This is a genomic window from Rhodanobacter sp. UC4452_H20 (genome assembly GCF_052978205.1).
Genome location: NZ_CM129662.1, coordinates 2,863,327 through 2,882,140 on the forward strand (window position 1 = coordinate 2,863,327; position 18,814 = coordinate 2,882,140).

Genomic DNA, 18,814 nt, shown 5'->3' on the forward strand with positions numbered 1-18,814 from the left:
GAGTTAAGCGGCGGCGAAGCCGTCCGCCTTGAACGAAATGTTAGGCCACATCAGCCCGCACAGTATTGCGCTGAGTTTGGAAGCTCGCCGGCCAGCCAGCGCTTGTGGATCATGTAGCTCGCACGGTTGAAGGCGCTAAGACTCTCATCGCCGGGCATAGGACGCACCAGCTCTGTAGCCCCCGTTTGCTTGTCTATCTGAAAGGTGCCGGTAACGTGCCCGAGCTGTTCAAGACGCTTGGTGCCGATCCGCCTGTATTCCGTGCAGATGAACTCATAGTGGCATACCTGTTCTGTCTCGGACCGCTTCCGAATGCCGATGTAATGTCGGTCGAGATGGGCCTCTGGCTGCATGAATGTGTCCGAATATGGCCTAACGCTGGAGTTAAGCGGCGGCGCAGCCGTCCGCCTTGAACGAATTGTTAGGCCGCAGCGAGTTCCCGGCGCGCCCGAAAGAAACGGTAAAGCAGCACGCCACCGGCAGCGACCAGCCCGGTGCCGACATACCCACCCAGTGCACAGAGGCCGCCGGCTGACGCCGAGCAAAAGCCCCAAGCGCCGATGAGTGCAGCCGGAATGTAACCCCCGACCGCGAGTGCCAAAGACGCAGCCGCGAACCGGACTGCAGTCGCAGCTGAGAGCCGGGAAGCCATCTGCACGAAGCGCCAAAGTGTCACGACGACACCCGACCAGAATGCAATGAGGCCAGTGGTGTATGCGAGCGCGAATAGACTTTCCATGCGGCCTAACGCTGGAGTTAAGCGGCGCGCGGCTTTTCGCGCGTCCGCTTGGACGACAGGTTAGGTGTGGTGCCGCGCAATTGCATAAGCGAGACAAGCAACCAACCCGATGAGTGCTGCAGCCAAGACTACGGCAATTTTGTTACCTGTTGGGCTACCTGATACGAAGGACTCCGGCCTCTCGCACAACTGCCGCCACTGGGCGTACAGCTCGATACCTACGGCAATGAACAAAGGAACAGATGCGACGACAAGCAAAGCCTTGGATGAGCGAGAGTTGGGGTCTGGAAAGACCAGCCAAGCAGCTACTGGCCAAGTGACCAAGGTGAGTGCCGCAACCTTCCATTTCACAGCAACCGTCACGTGACACCTAACGCTGGAGTTAAGCGGCGGCGAAGCCGTCCGCCTTGAACGAGTTGTTAGAACGAACTTACGGCATTCGCCAAAGACAACAGCGCACTTCGTCTGCTCTGCCGGAAGCAAATAGAACGACTGGAACCTCGCCATTGAGCGCTGGGATTTGATGGTGAAGCCAACCCATAGACTTGCCGAGCAGCCTATAGAAGACAGCCCATGCGACATCTTGAAGCCCTGCGCATTCTTGGATGAGCTGTTCTTGAAATGAGCAGCGGGAAAAGTCCTCTCTACACACCTGCGCGAACGTATTCCAGCCAGTTTTATCGAATGGGTCCATGAGTTCTAACGCCTGAATTAAGCCGCACCGCGAAGCGGTGTCGGCTTGAATGAATTGTTAGGCCGCGTAGCCATGATTAACGACGGCGAGACCTACGTTGTAGCGCATCTACCACTAACCAGAATGAAGGTGCTGCCTGCTCGTCCATTGGGCCAGAGTCTATGAAGAAGTGGGCAATGGTATGAACCTCTCGCTCCATTTTGTCAGGTGTCAGTGAGCTAGCGGCGGAAAGTCGATCGGCAATGCGATCAAGCCATGCTGCGTCAAACGAGGTAGCGCCAGGCGTGTCTTTGAACCTGCGCAACTCCTCAGCGCCTTTTGCCACGAGTTCTGAGATTGCTGCCATAGCGGCCTAACGCTGGAGTTAAGCGGCGGCGAAGCCGTCCGCCTTGAACGAAATGTTAGAACCTAACCGAACAAGTTTTCTGGGCGCGCAGGGCGTGTGTAACTTGAGCCATGCTTGACTAGAGTTTTAAAGGCACCGAGAGACTTTTCGTACCTGTCGAAGTGATTTTTGCAGTGACAAGAGTCGAAATGGTTTCGCGGAACAAATAGGTCACATGCCGCGCAAAAATATTCGTCTTTGGATGGCTCGACGCGGTCGCCGTGTACGAAGTAGCGCGATGGAAGCTTCGATTGCATAGGACTGTCCGTGTGTTCTAACGCTGGAATTAAGCGGCGGCGGAGCCGTCCGCTTGAATGACTGGTTAGGTGCCGCGCGGCACCAGTGGGACGAGAAACGCATGAATTGCGAACATGCATGCAGCACCGGCAAATAATGAAGTGGCGGTAAGCCACCAGCCCTGAGACACGACGAGCCCTGCAAGGACGATGCTAAACAGAAACGGGGTTACAGCAAGCATGGCTGCCGGATGTACAGAGACTGGCTTGTGGCAAGACCGGCAAGAAGCCGTAAGGATGGGTCCCAAACACGACTTCCGGAGCTGGGACATAGCTTGCTTGTGACAGTAGGGACACTCGACCATGTTTGTCTTGACACCTAACGCTAAGTAGACCCCAGATCGGGGCATATGCACGCCATGCTCCGCGCCCGCTGCGGCGCCGTCAAGCGGGGAAGTCCTACGTTCCATCAAGAGTTTGCCCGGCTGCCTTGGCCCGCCGCAAAAGCGGATGCTGGTTTGCATATCTCGCGAAATGAGGTGTGTATGCCTTATCGCCCCGAAAACGCCGATATGCATGCTGGCGCAGGCAAGCCGCCGCGGCTGCTGGACGAAGTACGGAGAGTGCTTCGGGTAAAGCACTACAGTCTGCGTACGGAGCACGTTTACGTGGGCTGGATTCGCCGTTTTATTCTGGCCAACGGCAAACGACACCCTCGCGACATGGGGCCGGCTGAGGTGGAGCAGTTCCTGTCGCAGTTGGCGGTGCAGGGACAGGTGGCGGCAAGCACCCAGAACCAGGCACTTTCGGCGCTGCTGTTCCTGTATCGCGAGGTGCTGCAGGTGCAGCTGCCCTGGCTTGAAGGGGTGACCCGGGCCAAACGGCCTGCGCGGGTTCCTGCCGTGCTTTCGCGCGATGAGGTGACGCGTCTGCTGGCGCGTCTGGATGGGCGGCCTTGGCTGCTGGCAAGCCTGCTGTACGGGGCGGGGCTGCGTTTGATGGAGGCGCTGCGTCTGCGCGTGAAGGACGTGGACTTTGATCGCGGCGAAATTACCGTGCGCGATGGCAAGGGCGGCAAGGATCGTCACACCATGCTGCCAAGGTCGCTGGCCGAGCCCTTGCGCCGCGAAATGGAGCGGGCGCGCCAGTTGCATCAGGCCGATCTTCAGGAGGGTTTTGGTGCGGTTTGGCTACCGTTTGCGTTGGCACGCAAGTATCCATCGGCGCCGCGCGAGTTCGGTTGGCAGTATGTGTTCCCGGCGGCTCGCCGCTCGCGCGACCCCCGCGATGGCTGCGAACGGCGACACCATTTCGACGATGCCTTGCTGGCGCGGGCTTTGAAGAAGGCGTGTCGCGAGGCAGGCATTGCCAAGCCGGTGAGTGCGCACACCTTGCGCCACTCCTTCGCCACCCATCTGCTGGAATCAGGCAGCGATATCCGCACGGTGCAGGAGTTGCTGGGCCACAAGGACGTGAGAACCACGCAGATCTACACGCATGTGCTCAATCGCGGCGGGCATGGGGTGTTGAGTCCGCTGGATCGGTGAACGGCAGAACCGGGACGGGAGTGGGCGCGTGCGCGGGTGGCGTCGCGTGACGGATCTTGCGGGGGGAAGGCATCGCGCACAGGGTGCGCTCCTACAGGGGGAGCGGGGGGCTGCGCGGATGGTTGAGCTGCACGCTGTGCTCGGCGCCGTCGTCGGCGAGCGGGATGCGGCCGTCGGCCTGCACTTCGCCATCGAGCCAGACGGTGCCCGGCGTGCCGGCGTCGCTCTGGCGCAGGTCGATGCGGTAGAGCGTGTCGCGGTGGCGGTAGTCCAGCGTGAAGCCCTCCCACTCCGCCGGCAGCACCGGCGCGAAACGCAGCGTGCCGGCTTCCAGGCGCAGGCCGAGCAGCGATTCCACGATCAGCCGGTACATCCAGCCGGCGGAGCCGGTGTACCAGCTCCAGCCGCCGCGACCGACGTGCGGGGCGACCGCGTAGACGTCGGCGCTGACCACGTAGGGCTCGACCTTGTAGACGTCCATTTGCTCGGCATCGATGCCATGGTTGACCGGGTTGATCATGCGCAGCAGCTCCCACGCGCGGGCGCTGTCGCCGAGTTCCGCAAAGGCCATCGTGGCCCAGATCGCGGCGTGGGTGTACTGGCCGCCGTTCTCGCGCACGCCGGGCACGTAGCCCTTGATGTAGCCCGGGTCCATCGGCGTCTTGTCGAAGGGCGGGTCCAGCAGTTGCACCAGGCCGGCATCGCGGCGCACCAGGTGCCGGTCCAGCGACTCCATGGCCTGGCGCTGGCGCGCCGGCGCGCCGATGCCGGAGAGCACCGACCAGCTTTGCGCGATCGAGTCGATGCGGCACTCGAGGTTGCCGGCGGCGCCCAGCGGCGTGCCGTCGTCGAACCAGGCGCGGCGATACCAGGCGCCGTCCCAGGCGTGCTGCTCCAGCGCGCCGCGAAGCCTGGCCACTTCTTCTTCGCAGCGCTGCGCGAATGCCGCGTCGCCGTGCCCACGCGCCACCTCGGCGAAGCGCTGCAACACCTCGCAGCTGAAGAAGCCCAGCCACACGCTCTCGCCGCGACCGCCTTCGCCGACGCGGTTCATGCCGTCGTTCCAGTCGCCGCCGCGGATCAGCGGCAGGCCGCGTTCGCCGCGCAGGATGAAGCTGCGTTCGATCGCGCGCACGCAGTGCTTGTACAGCGGCTCGAACAGGCCCGAGGGCTGCGGCAGGTCGTACCAGGATTCCTCGCCGGCGTGCAGCGCGCGGCCCTCGATGTAGAACACCGGCACATCGAGCACGGCGCGGTCGCCGGTGGCCTGCACATAGCGGCTGGTGGCCAGCGGCAGCCACAGGTAGTCGTCCGAGCAGGTGGTGCGCACGCCGCGGTCCAGCGGCGGATGCCACCAGTGCTGCACGTCGCCCTCGGGGAACTGGTGCGCCGCGCACAGAAGCAGCTGGGCGCGGGAGAGTTCCGGCGCGGCGTGCACGGTGGCCATCGAATCCTGCAATTGGTCGCGGAAGCCGAACGCGCCGCCGGACTGGTAGTAGCCGCTGCGCGCCCAGATGCGGCAGGCGATGGTCTGGTACAGCAGCCAGCCGTTGGCGAGCACGTCAAGCGCCGGTTCCGGCGTGCGCACCTGCACCGCGCCGAGTACGCGCTGCCAGTGCGCGCGCACCTGCTCCAGCGCGGCCGCGGCCGAGCCGGCGCCGCGGAAACGCTGCACCAGCGCGCTGGCGTCGGCGGCGTCGCGGCCCAGGCCGAGGCGGAAGATCAGCTGGCGCTCGGCGCCGTCGTCCAGCGCCACCTTCGACTGCAGCGCGGCGCAGGGATCGAGTCCGGGGCCGAGTCGACCGGAAAGCTGCTTGCGACCGAGCGCGGCAGGCTTGCGCATGCTGCCGTTGCGGCCGAGGAATTCGCCGCGGTCGCCGTCGATGCCGCGCTCCGGATCGTCCACGTCGAGGAAGGCCACGCGGCCGGGGAACTCGCCGTTGTAGCTGTTGCGGGCGAACAGCGCGCCGCTGGCCGGGTCCGATTCGGTGACCACGTGCATGGCGGTCTTCTCGCGCAGGTCGCCGAGCACCCATTCGACGTAGGCGGTGGCGCTGAGCCGCCGTGGCCGGCCGGATTCGTTGCGCAGTTTCAGCACCGAGAACTTCACCGAGGCATCCAGCGCCACGTAGATCCACAGCTGCGAATGGATGCCGTCCTCGACATGCTCGAACACGCTGTAGCCGAAGCCGTGGCGGGTCAGGTACTGGCCGCTGCCGCGGCACGGCCGCGGGGTGGGCGACCACAGCGTGCCGCTGTCCTCGTCGCGCAGGTAGATCGCCTCGCCGCTGCCGTCGCCGACCGGGTCGTTGTGCCACGGGGTGAGGCGGAACTCGTGCGCGTTCTCGCCCCAGGTGTAGGCGCCGCCGCTCTCGGAGATCACCGTGCCGAAGTGCGGGTTGGCCAGCACGTTGGACCACGGCGCCGGCGTGGCGTCGTTCGCGGCGGAAACGATCACGTACTCGCGGCCGTCGGCGCTGAAACCGCCGTGCGGGTTGCGCAGTTGCAGTTCCGGCAATGCGGCCACCGGCGCCGGCAGCGCCGGCGCGGGGCGTTCGGCGCGGCTGGGCTCGAACGGCGGCGCGTGGGTTTCCAGCTGGCGCCGGCCGATCTGTTCGGCCAGGCTGCCGCGATGGTCGGCCAGCACGATGCGCGCGCTGGCCAGCATCACCATGCGATCCTCGCTGGAGAGCTGCTGCGCCGGGCGCACGAAGATGCCGCCGGAACGATCGAGCAGCCCGGCCTCGCTGCCCGAGGCGATCAGGCCCAGGATCTGGTCCTGCAGTTGCTGGCGGTAGCCGGCGCGGTCCTCGTTCCAGATCACCAGGTCCACCGCCAGCCCCTTCTGCCGCCAGTAGGCATGCGCCTGCACCAGCTGGCGCACCATCTCGATGCGCGCCTCGCTGGCGATCTGCAGCAGCACGATCGGCAGGTCGCCGGAGATCGACTGCCCCCACAACCCGCTCTGCCCGCGGCGGTTGCCGCGCAGCACCGCGGGCTCGGCGCGCAGGCTGGCGTTGGGATACAGCAGCGCGGTGGCCATGTGCTCGTACAGCTGCGCATCGCCCAGGCCGGCGTTGAGCTGGCGCAGCAGCACCTGGCTGTGCGTCCAGGCGAGGTCGAACACGCGGTCGGCAAGGTGGCGGTCGCGGTACTTGCCGATCAGCTGCAGGCAGCCTTCGCGAGAGTCGGCGATGCCGGTGACGTAGTCGATGGTGGCGGTCTGCTCGGGCTGCAGGGTGATGCGGCAGCGGATCGCCACGATCGGGTCGAGCACCGAGCCGGCGCTGCCGGACAGCCGCGTCTGTTCGAGGTCGAGCATCTGCGGGTCGGCCAGGCTGCGGCCGCGGCCGATGAAGCGGGCGCGATCGGTCTCGAACGAGATCTCGTCGATGTCGGCATCGTGCACGGCCAGCAGGTGGAACATCCACGGCGGATGCTCGTCGGCCGCGCGCGAGCGGCGCGTGCACACGATCGCCTGCAGCGCGGGCACCAGCTCGGTCTGCACGAACAGCTTGCTGAACGCCGGGTGCAGCGCATCGGCCAGCGGCGGCGCCAGCACCACCTCGGCGTAGCTGGTCAGTTCGATGGTGCGCGCGCTGCGGCCGCGGTTGGTCAGGTGGGTGCGGCGCAGTTCGATGTCGTCCTCGGGCGAGACGACGATCTCGGTGTGCGCGTCGAACTCGCGCTCGCGCACGCGGAACTCGGCGCGCGCCTCGGAGAAGATCGCCTCGTACAGCTCGGTCTTGTGCCGCGTGGGCTGGTAGGCGGTGGACCAGTACGCACCGCTGGCGACGTCGCGCAGGTAGCAGAACATGCCCCAGTGGTCGCGCGTGATGTCCTCGCGCCAGCGCGTCAGCGCCAGCTCGCCGCGCCGGCTGCTGCCGCCGCCGGCGCTGGACAGCATCACGTGGTAGCGCCCGTTCGACAGCAGCTGCACCGCCGGGCGCGGCCGGTTCGGGTCGCCGAACACGCGCAGCCGCGCCTCGCTGGTCGGCTCGGCCGCGTTGCTGTCGGGGAAGCCGGACGCGTGCAGGTATTCGGCGGCGGTGCGCGGAATGCGCTCCTGCAGCAGCAGGCTGGTGGCGCGGAACTGCGGATCGGCGGCGAAGCGCCGCTGCATCGGCCGGTCGAGCAGGGCGAAGTCCAGCGCCAGCAGGCTCATGCCCTGGTGGTGGGCCATGAACGAACGCACCAGCGCCGAGCCCTGCCCCACCGGCAGCCGCGCCGGGGTGTAGTCGACCGCCTCGTACATGCCGTAGCGGCCCTGCACGCCCTCGCTGGCCAGCCGCTGCAGGTTTTTCGTGGCTGCGGCCGGCGCGATCATCAGCGCCAGCGCGCTGGCGTAGGGCGCGATCACCACGTCGTCGCCGAGGCCGCGTTTCAGGCCCAGACCGGGCACGCCGAAGGCGCGGTACTGGTAGGTGAAGTGCGCGTCCAGGATGTTGTAGCCGGACTCGGACACGCCCCACGGCACGCCGTGCTGGTTGCCGTACTCGATCTGCCGCGCCACCGCCGCGCGGCAGGTCTGGTCGAGCAGGGTGTCCTCGTAGCCGGGCATCACCAGGTTCGGCATCAGGTACTCGAACATCGAGCCGGTCCACGACAGCAGCGCCGGCTCGCCGCCCACCGTGGTGAGCAGGCGGCCCAGCGCGAACCAGTTGTCCTGCGGCAGCTGGCCCTGGGCGATGCCGACGAAGCTGGCCAGCCGCGCCTCGGAGGCGAGCAGGTCGTAGTAGCCGGCGTCGAGCCGGCGCGCGTCGACGTTGTAGCCGATCGCGAGCAGGTCGCGTGCGCTGTCGTAGAGGAAGCGGTAATCCATCCGCGCCAGCTCGTCGGCCTGCTGCGCCAGCTGCTCGATCAGCGCGATGCGCTCGCGGGCGTGCTCGCGGATGGCCTCCGCGTCGTGCTCGCCCGACCAGCGCAGCGGCTCGATGCGGCTGAGCACGGCGAGCGTGGGGATGCCGCGCAGGGCGTCGGCGTCATCGTCCACCGGGTCGAGCCGGAAGCGGGCGGTTTCCTCGCACAGCTCGTCCAGCTGCGCGCACAGCGCGTGCAGCCAGTAGCCCGCGTCGCTGTCCGGATGCGGCGCCAGCGCGGGCGCCAGCGCATGGGCGTGTTCGCGCTGGCGCTGCAGCAGCGCCAGCGCCGCGCCGGTGGTGGTCGGCGGTTCGTCCAGCGCCTCCTGCAGCTCGACCTGCAAGCGGTGCAGCGGCTCGTGCTCCTGGTCGAGCGCGTCATGCAGCAGTTGCAGGGTGTCGAGCAGCCCCTGCAGCACGCGCGGACGGAATACCGGAGCGTGGATCAGTTCCAGCAAGCCCGGGCGCAGGGTCAGCAGGTGGCCGGCGAGGTTGCCGCTGTCCACCGCCGAGATGTACTGCGGCGCCAGCGGCTGCAGCGTGCGGGTGTCGTACCAGTTGTAGAAGTGGCCGCGGTAGCGCGGCAGTTGCTGCAGGGTGGCGAGCGTGTCGCGGCTGCGTTCGAGCAGGCGGCCGGTGCCGAGAAAGCCGAAATCCCACGCGGCCAGGTTGGCCAGCAGGGCCAGGCCGATGTTGGTCGGCGAGGTGCGCGAGGCGATCACCGGACCGGGCTGCACCTGCAGGTTGTCCGGCGGCAGCCAGTGTTCGGTGGCGTTGACGTGGCTGTCGAAGAACGCCCAGGTCTGTCGCGCCAGCGTGCGCAGGAAGCGCGTCTGCGCCGCGTTCGGCACGAAGGTGTCGGGCCGGCGCGGCTGGCTGACCCACCAGGCGATCGCCGGCGACAGCAGCCACAACGCCAGCAGCGGCCACGCCAGCCACAGCACCATCGGCCGCTGCAGCGCCAGCGCCACGGCCAGGCCGAGCGCCAGCGCCGGCCCGATCCACATCTGCCGCCACACGGCGCCGGGCGCATTGCTGCTGCGCCGGGCCACCTCGCTGGAGGTCTGCCATTGCAGCAGGTGGCGATGGCTGACCGTGATCCGCCACAGCGTGCGCACGATCGCGTCGAGGTGGTAGAGCGCCTCGTGCGGCAGCCAGGCCAGGCCCAGCGCCATCCGCGCGACGTGTTGCAGGCCGTCGGCGAAGCCGGCGCGCAGGTGCTGGTCCAGCTGCACGTCCTTGGGTTTCTGCACCAGCTCCAGCAGCGCCGACAGCAGCGGCGGCACCAGCACCATCGCCAGCACCGCGACCGTCCACGACAGCACCGGCGAGAGCAGCAGCCAGCCGCACACCAGCAGGCCGAGCACCGCCGGCGGCACCAGGCTGCGGCGCAGGTTGTCGAGGATCTTCCAGCGCGACAACGCGGTCAGCGCGTTGCGCCGCCAGCCGTCCTTCGCGGTCGGCGCCCACGGCAGCAGCCACGGCAGCAGCTGCCAGTCGCCGCGAATCCAGCGATGTCGTCGGCGCACGTCGGCACCGTAGCGGGCCGGGTATTCCTCGAACAGTTGCACGTCGCTGAGCAGGCCCGAGCGCGCGTGGCAGCCCTCGACCAGGTCGTGGCTGAGGATGCGGTTTTCCGGAAAGCGGCCATCGAGGGTGCGCTCGAACGCATCGATCGCGTAGATGCCCTTGCCGATGAAGGAGCCTTCGCCGAACACGTCCTGGTAGACGTCCGAAACCATCTGCGTGTACGGGTCGATGCCGGCGTCGCTGCCGTACAGCTGCGCGTAGCGCGAACGCGCGGTGCTGGGCAGGCTGATCCCCACACGCGGCTGCAGGATGGCGTAGCCGCTGACCACGCGCCGGCGCACCGGGTCGTACACGGCGCGGTTGAGCGGGTGGTCGATGCTGCCGACGAAGGCCTGCGCCGCGTCGCGCGGCAGCTCGGTGTCGGTGTCCAGGGTGATCACGTACTGCACCGGGCCGAGGGCGTCGATGTCGCCGACGATGCGCGCGAAGCGGCCGTGGCCGTTGCCGCGCAACAGCGCGTTGAGGTCGGCCAGCTTGCCGCGCTTGCGCTCGTGGCCCATCCAGCACTGCTCGCCGGCATTCCAGCGGCGCGGACGGTGGAACAGGAAGAAGCGATCCGACTCGACGCTGGCGTAGCGCTCGTTGAGCGCCTCGATGCGCCGCTGCGCCAGCCGCAGCAGGGCCTCGTCGCCGGGCAGGGTTTCGCTGTCGGCATCGGCGAAGTCGGTGAGCAGGGCGAAGTGCAGGTTCTCGTCGCGGTTACCGAGGAAGCGCACCTCCAATGCCTCGACCAGTTCCTCCACGTCGCTGGCGCTGCCGAGCATGCTGGGCACCGCCACCAGGGTGCGCGCGCTGGCCGGGATGCCGTGGACGTAGTTCATGCGCGGCAGCGGCTGCGGCGCGATCGCCAGCGTGGCCATCCAGTTGAGCAGGCTGGAGCCGAGCTGGCTGGCCACCAGCAAGGCCATCACGGCGATCGCCAGCAGCCAGCCCACCGCCAGTTCGTCCTCGGCGGCGGCCACCACCAGCGGCTCGGCGATGGCCACGGTCAGCACGACCAGCAGCCCGAGGTAGATCGACACCGGGGCGCGGTCGAAATGGCGGCGCAGGCGATCGGCGAGGCGCGGGCGCACGCCCAGGTGCTGCTCCAGCTGCGGCCGGCCGCGATCGATCAGGTACCAGCCGACGTGCCGCGGCAGCGCCGGAGCCGGCTCGTTCGGCGAGGCGGCGCGGCACAGTTCCACCGTGGCGGCGGCCACGCGCACCTCGTCCAGCCGGTGCTGGCGGGCCAGCCGCTCCACCACGTGGCGATAGCGGTCGCGGGTGGCGAAGTTCATCTCCGCGTAGACGCCGGCCGGGTCCTCGCGCAGCTGCTGCTCGACCAGGCTCACGCGCTCGACGAAATCGCGCCAGTCGATCGCCGACAGCAGGCGCAGGCTGCCGATGCTGTTGCTCACGCTCACTTGCGCGGCGGCCTGCTGCTGCGCCTCGCGCTGCACCAGGTGCTCGATGCTCTGCCCCGATTCGGACAGGCGCTGCTCGATCCAGCTCAGCGGCAGCGCCAGCGCCGGGCTCTGCCCCTGCAGCCGGCGCGCCATCTCGGCCACGAACGGACCGTTCATCGGCGGGTCGGAGCGCGCCATGTCGGCCACCACCAGCACCACCGAGTTGGGTGCGCGCTCGGCGGTGGCGGTCATCGTGTCGGCCCAGCGCGCGGCCTGGCCGCGGTGGCGCCAGTCGGCCATCACCCGCGCGGCCACGCGGCGCAGGTTCTCGATCAGCGCCAGCCGCAGCATGATCGGGATCGCCCACAGCTCGCCCAGTCGCAGCGGCGTCACTTCCTGGTAGGCGTGGATGAAGCGGTGCAGGCCGGCGGTGTCGATGCGGCCGTCGCCGTGGGCGATGATCTCCAGCGCGATGTCGTAGACCCGCGGCAGCCCGGCCGAGGCGCCGTTGTCCAGTCGCGGCAATTCGCGGCTGTAGCCCTTGGGCAGATGCCGGCGGGCGATGCGGATCTGTTCCTCGATCAGGTAGAAGTTGTCCAGCAGCCACTCGGCCGCCGGCGTGATCCGCCGCTTGCGCCGGGTCGCCTGGGTCAGCCGCTCGCAGCTGTGGGTGATGACCGCCTCGTTGTCGGCCAGCCGGCCGAGCAGCAGATCCATGCTGGAGCGTTCGCGCAGGCGGTGCTGGCCGGCCAGCTCGCGGCCGTGCTGTTCCATCTGCTCGGCATTGAACAGCTCCGCGCGCAGCGCCGGCTCCTGCTCCGGCCGCGTGCGGGCGGCCACGCGGCGGCGGCGGAAGGCCTGCAGCCGGCGCAGCTTGAGCCGATCCAGGACGCTGCCGATGTTCAAGCGAAAAACTCCTTGCCGGGGAAAACGAAAGAGCGCCGACGATGCCGCCGCGCGGCACGCGGGCCGCGCAGGCAGCAAGGCCGGACGTCGCCGGCGCGGCCAGCGGCTGTGCCGTGACAGTACGCGGACCCATGTGAAGAGCGTGCGCGCTACGATCGGCGTTCCGCCGCCGGAGTCCCGCCATGCCCGTGTCGATCCGCACCGCCAGCCCCGCCGATGTCGCCGACCTGGCGGCGTGGAACGCCGCGATGGCGTGGGAGACCGAACACAAGCGACTGGACCCCGAACGCTTGCGCCGCGGCGTCGGCGCGGTGCTGGAACAGCCGCAGCGGGGCTTCTATCTGGTCGCCGAAATGGACGGCACGGCGGTGGGCGGCCTGCTGGTGACCTATGAGTGGAGCGACTGGCGCTGCGGCGATTTCTGGTGGATCCAGAGCGTGTACGTGGTGCCCGCCGCGCGTCGCAGCGGCGTCTTCCGCGCGCTGCATGCCGCCGTGGCGGAGCGCGCGCGCGATGCCGGCGCGGTCGGCCTGAGGCTGTACGTGGAAACGGAGAACGCGCGCGCGCAGGCCACTTACGAAGGCCTCGGCATGCAGCGCTGCCATTACTTCATGTACGAGGCATCGCTGGTCGATCCGGCGACGTAGGGCGGGCTCCGCCCGCCGGGTTGCGCCAAGGGTACGAGAAAGAGCCGGCGGGCGGTGCCCGCCCTACGTCGCGCGGGCGGGTTCGGTCAGTAGCTTTTCGAAGTCGGCGACCGGCAGTGCCGCGGCGAACAGGAAGCCCTGCAGTTCGGCGCAGCCGGCCTGGCGCAGGAACGCGGCTTGCGCGTCCGTCTCCACCCCTTCGGCGACCACCAGCTTGTCCAGCCGCTGGGCCATGGCGATGATCGCGCTGGTGATGGTGGCGGTGTCGGCGTCGCCGATCAGGTCGCGCACGAACACGCGGTCGATCTTCAGCGTGTCGATCGGGAAGTGCTTTAGGTAGGACAGGCTGCAATAGCCGGTGCCGAAATCGTCCAGCGACAGGCGCACGCCGCGCTGGCGGATACGTTGCAGCAGGCTGCCGGTGACATCGCCGCCGGACATCATCATGCGTTCGGTCAGTTCCAGTTCGAGCAGGCCGGGGTCGAGTCCGCTGTCGGCCAGGGCATCGTCCAGCCAGTCGGGAAAATCGACGTGCTGGAACTGCACCGGCGAGACGTTGACCGAGACCGGGATGCGGTACCCCTGCTGCTGCCAAGCGCGCGCCTGCCGGCACGCCTGGCGCAGCACCCAGGTGCCGATCGGCAGGATCAGGCCGGTGTCCTCGGCGACCGGGATGAACTGGTCGGGCTTGTACAGCTCGCGTCCGCGCACGTGCCAGCGCAGCAGGGCCTCGGCACCCACGATCTGCCCGCTGGAGGCCGCGATGCGCGGCTGGTAGTGCAGGCTCAGCTGGCCGCGCGGCAAGGCCTGGCGCAGCGCCGACTCGATGCTGCGGCGCGCGCGCGCGCGCTCGTCCATCGAGGCGGTGAAGAAGCGGCAGCCGTGCACGCCCTGGCTGCGCAACGCGACCAGCGCGGTCTCGGCATGCTGCAGCAGGGTTTCCGGGTCCAGCGCATCGTCGGGATAGACGCTGATGCCGATGCCCAGATGCAGGCCCAGCGCATGCAGGCCGTCCACCCGGGTCTGCTCGCCCTGGTCGATCAGGGCGCGCGCCAGGCTGGCCGCTTCGCTGGTGCTGTCCAGCGCGGAGAGCACCACCACGAACTCGTCGCCGCCATAGCGCAGCAGCTGCGCCTCGGCAGGCAGGCGGCGCTGCAGCTGCGCCACGAACGCGCGCAGCACGCTGTCGCCGGCGGCCTGTCCGTGCTGGTCGTTGATCTGCTTGAACTGGTGGATGTCGATGTACAGCAGCGCCACGCGCTGCTGCCGGCGCCGCGCATTGGCCAGCGCCTGGGTCAGGTGGTCCTGCAACTGGCTGCGGTTCGGCAGGCCGGTGAGCGTGTCGTGCTGGGTCAGGTGCACCAGCTTGAGCGCGAAGGCGCGCGTTTCGCTGACATCGTGGAACACCAGCACGCCGCCGACCACGTTGCCGGCGTGGTCGTGGATCGGCGCGGAGGAATCCTCCACCGGCGTGTCGAAGCCGTGGCGATGGCGCAGCAGGGTGCGGCCGGCCAGGTCGGCGATGGTGTTGCTGTCGATCGCGGTGCGCAGCGGGTTGGCCACCGGCCGGCCGTCGACGGCGTCGAACAGCTGGAACACCGCTTCCACCGGCAGGCCCTGCGCCTCGGCGCTGCGCCAGCCGGTCATCGCCTCGGCGATCGGGTTGAGCGAGCGGATGCGCGACTGCGGATCGGTGATGATGACCGCGTCGCCGATCGAGCGCAGGGTCACCTCGGCCAGCTCGCGCTCGCGCTGCAGCGCGTCCTCGAATGCCTTGCGCTGGCTGATGTCCTGCGCCTGCGACACGAAGTACAGCGGCGCGCCCTCCTCGTCGCGCACCAGCGACACGGCCAGCTGCAGGTGCACCACGTGGCCGTCCTTGTGCAGGTTGCGCTTTTCCAGCTGGTAGTTTTCGCGCTGGCCGGAGAGCAGCTGCAGCATTTGCTCGGCATCGGCGGCCATGTCGTCCGGATGGGTGACGTCGGCCACGCCGAGGGTGAGCAGTTCCTCCTCGGTGTAGCCGAGCATGTGGCACACCGCGGCGTTGACGCGCAGGAAGCGCCCGCCCGGCCCGGTCAGCGCCATGCCGATCGCGGCGTGCTGGAAGGCGCTGAAGAAGCGCCGCTCGCTTTCATGCAGGCGCAGCTCCAGTTCGCGCCGCTCGGTGATGTCGACCAGCGCGGTGAACACGCCGCGCACGCGGCCGTCTTCATCGAAATCGGGCGCGAAGTTGCCGTGCGCGTAGCGCCGCTCGCGGCCGTTGAACAGCTCGCCCTCGTAGCTGGAGGGGTGGCCCGCGTAGGCCTGCTCCAGCGCCGCGCGGGAGCGTTCGTAGTTGGCCTCGCCGATCACCTCGACCAGGCGCTTGCCGATCAGCTGCGCCGGGTCGACGCCGAGCCAGCGCCGATGGGTGTCGTTGACGTGGCCGAAGCGCTGGTCGAGATCGAGCCAGGTGAGCAGCACGGGGGCGCCATGCCACAGCCGTTGCGGCTCGTGCGATCCCCCTGTCGGTGTCGGTACTCCCTCGGCTTGCTTCGGCGGCCGCATGGTGTTTCCGTCAGCTGGAGCGCGCCCCCTTATCAGCGCCACGCCATCATGCGCCGACCGTTCGCCGCCGCACAACTGCTGCCGGCCAGGAAAATGTCCGGGCCGGCCGGCACGCGCGTGTCATCCGCTCAGGGCGCGCCGAGGGCGCCGGCCGCATCCAGCACCACCTGGCCGCGGGTGTCGAGTTCGGCGGCGGTGCCGTATTGCGCGGCGAGCTGCTGCAGCAACGGGCCCAGCGCCTGCGGCTGCAGCGGATAGCCGTGCGCCAGCATGCGCGGCGCGCCGTCGGGCCGCGGCTGCGCCACGCTGACCGCCACCACGCCCAGCCCCGGCGCCTCGTGCGCGAACAGGCGCGGCGCGGGCGCGGAGGCCGGAGCGTCGGCGAGTTGTTCCAGCAGATAACCCGCGCCGGCGGCGACCGCCGGCGACGACTGCAGCCGCAGCGGCAACTGGTGCGCCTCCAGCAGCGCGGCGTACTGGCGCAGCTCGAACACGATGCCGGCGAAATCGTGCGCGCGCTGCGCCGCGTCGGTGCGCTGCGCGGCCAGCCATTGCGCCGGCGGCTGCGCCCACACGATGCCATCGGCGTAGCGCAGCGCCAGCCCGCGCGCGCTCATCGTCGCCTCGGGCTGCTCCGGGGTGAGCAAAGCCGCTTCCAGCAGCGACCACAGCGGCGCCAGGTTGGCGTGTTCGTACTGCACGCAGGTCAATGCGAGCAGGTCGTTGCGGCTGAGGTAGCGCAGGTGTTCGAGGCGGATGCCCAGCGTGCGCATCAGCCAGTCGGCGGTGGCCGCGCCGGCCTCGCCGCGGCCGACCAGCTGGATCTCCAGCTGGGTGGCGAGTTCGTCGGCGGCCTCCGGATTGACCAGCAGGCTGAGCGGCAGCAGCCGCATCGGGCCGCCGGCGTACGCCGACGAGGGCTGCAGCACCGGCGCCGGCATCACGCCGTCGTGGCTGCCGAAGGCGACCACGTGCTCCAGCGTGCCGCGCGGCAGCCGGCGCGCCAGGTCGTCCAGCGTCGCCCACACCGGGAAACCGGGGCGCAGCAGTTCGACCTGGTCGAACAGCGCCCCGGCCAGCGCCAGCCGCGCCCCGGCGACCTGCGGCACCAGGCCGAGCAGGTCGGTCGCCACGTGCTGCGCCAGTTCGGCGGCCGCGTCGCGGGTGAGGGTGGTCGCCGGCGCCGGTTGTCCGGTCACCGGTTCGAGGGCCAGCAGCACCGGCAGGGCGTGCAATGTTTGCGCTTCCACGATGGATCCATCTTGCAGCGGGAAAACATGCATTCTACCGCCGCGCCGCGAGCGACCTGCCGCACGGTGCTGAACAAACCGCCACGCCGGCGGCCATCCGGGCTTTCGCCCGGCGGCATGGCGGGTTAGCCTTGAAGCCATTCGTGTGATGGATCGTTCAGGGCATGGAAAACACGCACAGGCGCGTCGGGGTGATCGGCGGCGTACGCATCCCGTTCTGTCGCAACAACACTGCCTATGCCGACGTGGGCAACTTCGGCATGTCGGTGAAGGTGCTCGGCGCCCTGGTCGAGCGCTTTGGCCTGCACGGCGTGGAGCTGGGCGAAGTGGCCGCCGGCGCGGTGATCAAGCACAGCGCCGACTGGAACCTGGCGCGCGAGGCGGTGCTCAGCTCCGGGCTGGCACCGACCACGCCGGGCATCACCACCGCGCGCGCCTGCGGCACGTCGCTGGACAACACCATCATCATCGCCAACAAGATCGCCTGCGGGCAGATCGAGGCCGGCATCGCCGCCGGCTCGGACACCACCAGCGACGTGCCGATCGTGTACGGCCGCCGCCTGCGCCGCCGCCTGCTGGCGATGAATCGGGCCAAGACCCCGCTGGAGAAGTTCAAGGCCGCCACGCGCGGCTTTTCGCTCCGCGAGCTGAAGCCTTCGTTCCCCGGCGTGGCCGAGCCGCGCACCGGCAAGTCGATGGGCGATCACTGCGAGCAGATGGCCAGGCAGTGGCAGGTCAGCCGCGAGGCACAGGACCGGCTGGCGCTGGACAGCCACCACAAGCTCGCCGCCGCCTACGAGGCAGGTTTCTTCGACGATCTGCTGGTGCCGTTCCGCGGGCTCAAGCGCGACGGCTTCCTGCGCCCGGACACCACGCTGGAGAAACTCGCCACGCTGAAGCCGGCGTTCGACAAGCGCTCCGGCCACGGCACGCTCACCGCGGGCAATTCCACCGGCCTGTCCGACGGCGCCGCCGCGGTGCTGCTGGGCAGCGAGGCGTGGGCCGCGCAGCGCGGGCTGAAAATCCAGGCCTATCTGCGCGACGCCGAAGTCGCCGCGGTGGATTACGTGCACGGCGAAGGCCTGCTGATGGCGCCGACCATCGCGGTGCCGCGCATGCTGGCGCGGCACGGGCTGAGCCTGCAGGACTTCGATTTCTACGAGATCCACGAGGCATTCGCCGCGCAGGTGCTGTGCACGCTGCGCGCGTGGGAGTCGGCCGATTACTGCAGGAACCGGCTCGGGCTGGATGCGCCGCTGGGCGCGATCGACCCGGCCAAACTCAACGTGCACGGCTCCAGCCTCGCCGTGGGCCACCCGTTCGCCGCCACCGGCGCGCGCATCGTGGCGACGCTGGCCAAGCTGCTGGAACAGAAAGGCTCCGGTCGCGGGCTGATCTCGATCTGCACCGCCGGCGGCATGGGCGTCACCGCGATCCTCGAGCGGCCGTAGCACGGTCATGTTGCGACTGCGCACCACCACCGGCCTCAGCGTCCTGGCCCTGGCCATCGGCATTGCCGGCACCGGCTGGCTCAGCACGCTGACCGCCAGCTGGCCCGATGCGCCGCGCGGCATCGCCGCGTCACACGATGGCCCGGCGTCGGCCCGCCCGCTGCGGCACCGTCGCCATGCGATCGTGCCGGCCGTGCGCCAGCGCGCCCTGCCGGCGGAGACTGGCGTGGACATCGCGCAAGCTGCGGCGGCGCCGACACGCCTGCAGCCGCTGGCCACGCCAGCCGCGGCCGAACGCTGGGACGATGTTCGCGGCCATCTGGACGGCCAATTGACCGTGCAACTGCGGGTGGATGGCGAAGGTCGCGTGCTGCATACGCGCGTGGTCGCCTCCAGCGGCGATCCGATCCTCGACGCGCATGCCTTGCGCAGCGTGCAGGGCTGGCGTTTCGCGGTGCCGCCGGGACATCCGGACGGCCTCAGCGGCGAGCTGCCGATGCGCTTCTCCTCGCAGGACGGCCGCGTCGGCATGCTGTAACGACGGCATCGCCGCGGGTGACCTCTCACCTATATATCTG

8 protein-coding genes are annotated in these 18,814 nt (G+C 69.0%); 4 read left to right on the forward strand and 4 right to left on the reverse strand.

Translation table 11 applies throughout. The features are described from left to right. Positions 1 to 50: 50 nt before the first annotated feature. Positions 51 to 353: a hypothetical protein gene (locus ACVCMC_RS13380; protein WP_447097645.1), complete on the reverse strand. Its 303-nt coding sequence runs from the start codon at positions 351 to 353 to the stop codon at positions 51 to 53. Positions 354 to 2,599: 2,246 nt separating this feature from the next. Between ACVCMC_RS13380 and ACVCMC_RS13385 the strand changes: the two genes are divergently transcribed. Continuing rightward, positions 2,600 to 3,601 carry an integron integrase gene (locus tag ACVCMC_RS13385; protein WP_447097646.1) on the forward strand — a complete coding sequence of 334 codons (1,002 nt, stop codon included), beginning with the start codon at positions 2,600 to 2,602 and terminating at the stop codon, positions 3,599 to 3,601. A 91-nt stretch (positions 3,602 to 3,692) separates the two neighbouring features. Here the strand turns inward: ACVCMC_RS13385 and ACVCMC_RS13390 are convergent, their stop codons facing one another. Further along, complete coding sequence (locus ACVCMC_RS13390) at positions 3,693 to 12,341, reverse strand: GH36-type glycosyl hydrolase domain-containing protein (protein WP_447097647.1); 8,649 nt, start codon at positions 12,339 to 12,341, stop codon at positions 3,693 to 3,695. Between the two features lie 182 nt (positions 12,342 to 12,523). Between ACVCMC_RS13390 and ACVCMC_RS13395 the strand changes: the two genes are divergently transcribed. Beyond that, positions 12,524 to 12,988: an N-acetyltransferase family protein gene (locus ACVCMC_RS13395; RefSeq protein WP_447097648.1), complete on the forward strand. Its 465-nt coding sequence runs from the start codon at positions 12,524 to 12,526 to the stop codon at positions 12,986 to 12,988. A 63-nt stretch (positions 12,989 to 13,051) separates the two neighbouring features. Here ACVCMC_RS13395 and ACVCMC_RS13400 read toward each other — a convergent pair whose 3' ends face one another. Next, entirely contained in the window at positions 13,052 to 15,535 is a 2,484-nt protein-coding gene (locus ACVCMC_RS13400; protein WP_447097649.1) for a sensor domain-containing protein, read from the reverse strand. A 128-nt stretch (positions 15,536 to 15,663) separates the two neighbouring features. Then, complete coding sequence (locus ACVCMC_RS13405) at positions 15,664 to 16,785, reverse strand: hypothetical protein (RefSeq protein WP_447097650.1); 1,122 nt, start codon at positions 16,783 to 16,785, stop codon at positions 15,664 to 15,666. A 164-nt stretch (positions 16,786 to 16,949) separates the two neighbouring features. On the opposite strand from ACVCMC_RS13405, the gene ACVCMC_RS13410 reads away from it, so the two are divergent. Then, on the forward strand, positions 16,950 to 18,236 hold the full coding sequence (locus ACVCMC_RS13410; protein WP_395120824.1) for an acetyl-CoA C-acetyltransferase: 1,287 nt from the start codon (positions 16,950 to 16,952) through the stop codon (positions 18,234 to 18,236). A 7-nt stretch (positions 18,237 to 18,243) separates the two neighbouring features. Beyond that, positions 18,244 to 18,774: a TonB family protein gene (locus tag ACVCMC_RS13415; protein ID WP_447097651.1), complete on the forward strand. Its 531-nt coding sequence runs from the start codon at positions 18,244 to 18,246 to the stop codon at positions 18,772 to 18,774. Positions 18,775 to 18,814: the final 40 nt, after the last annotated feature.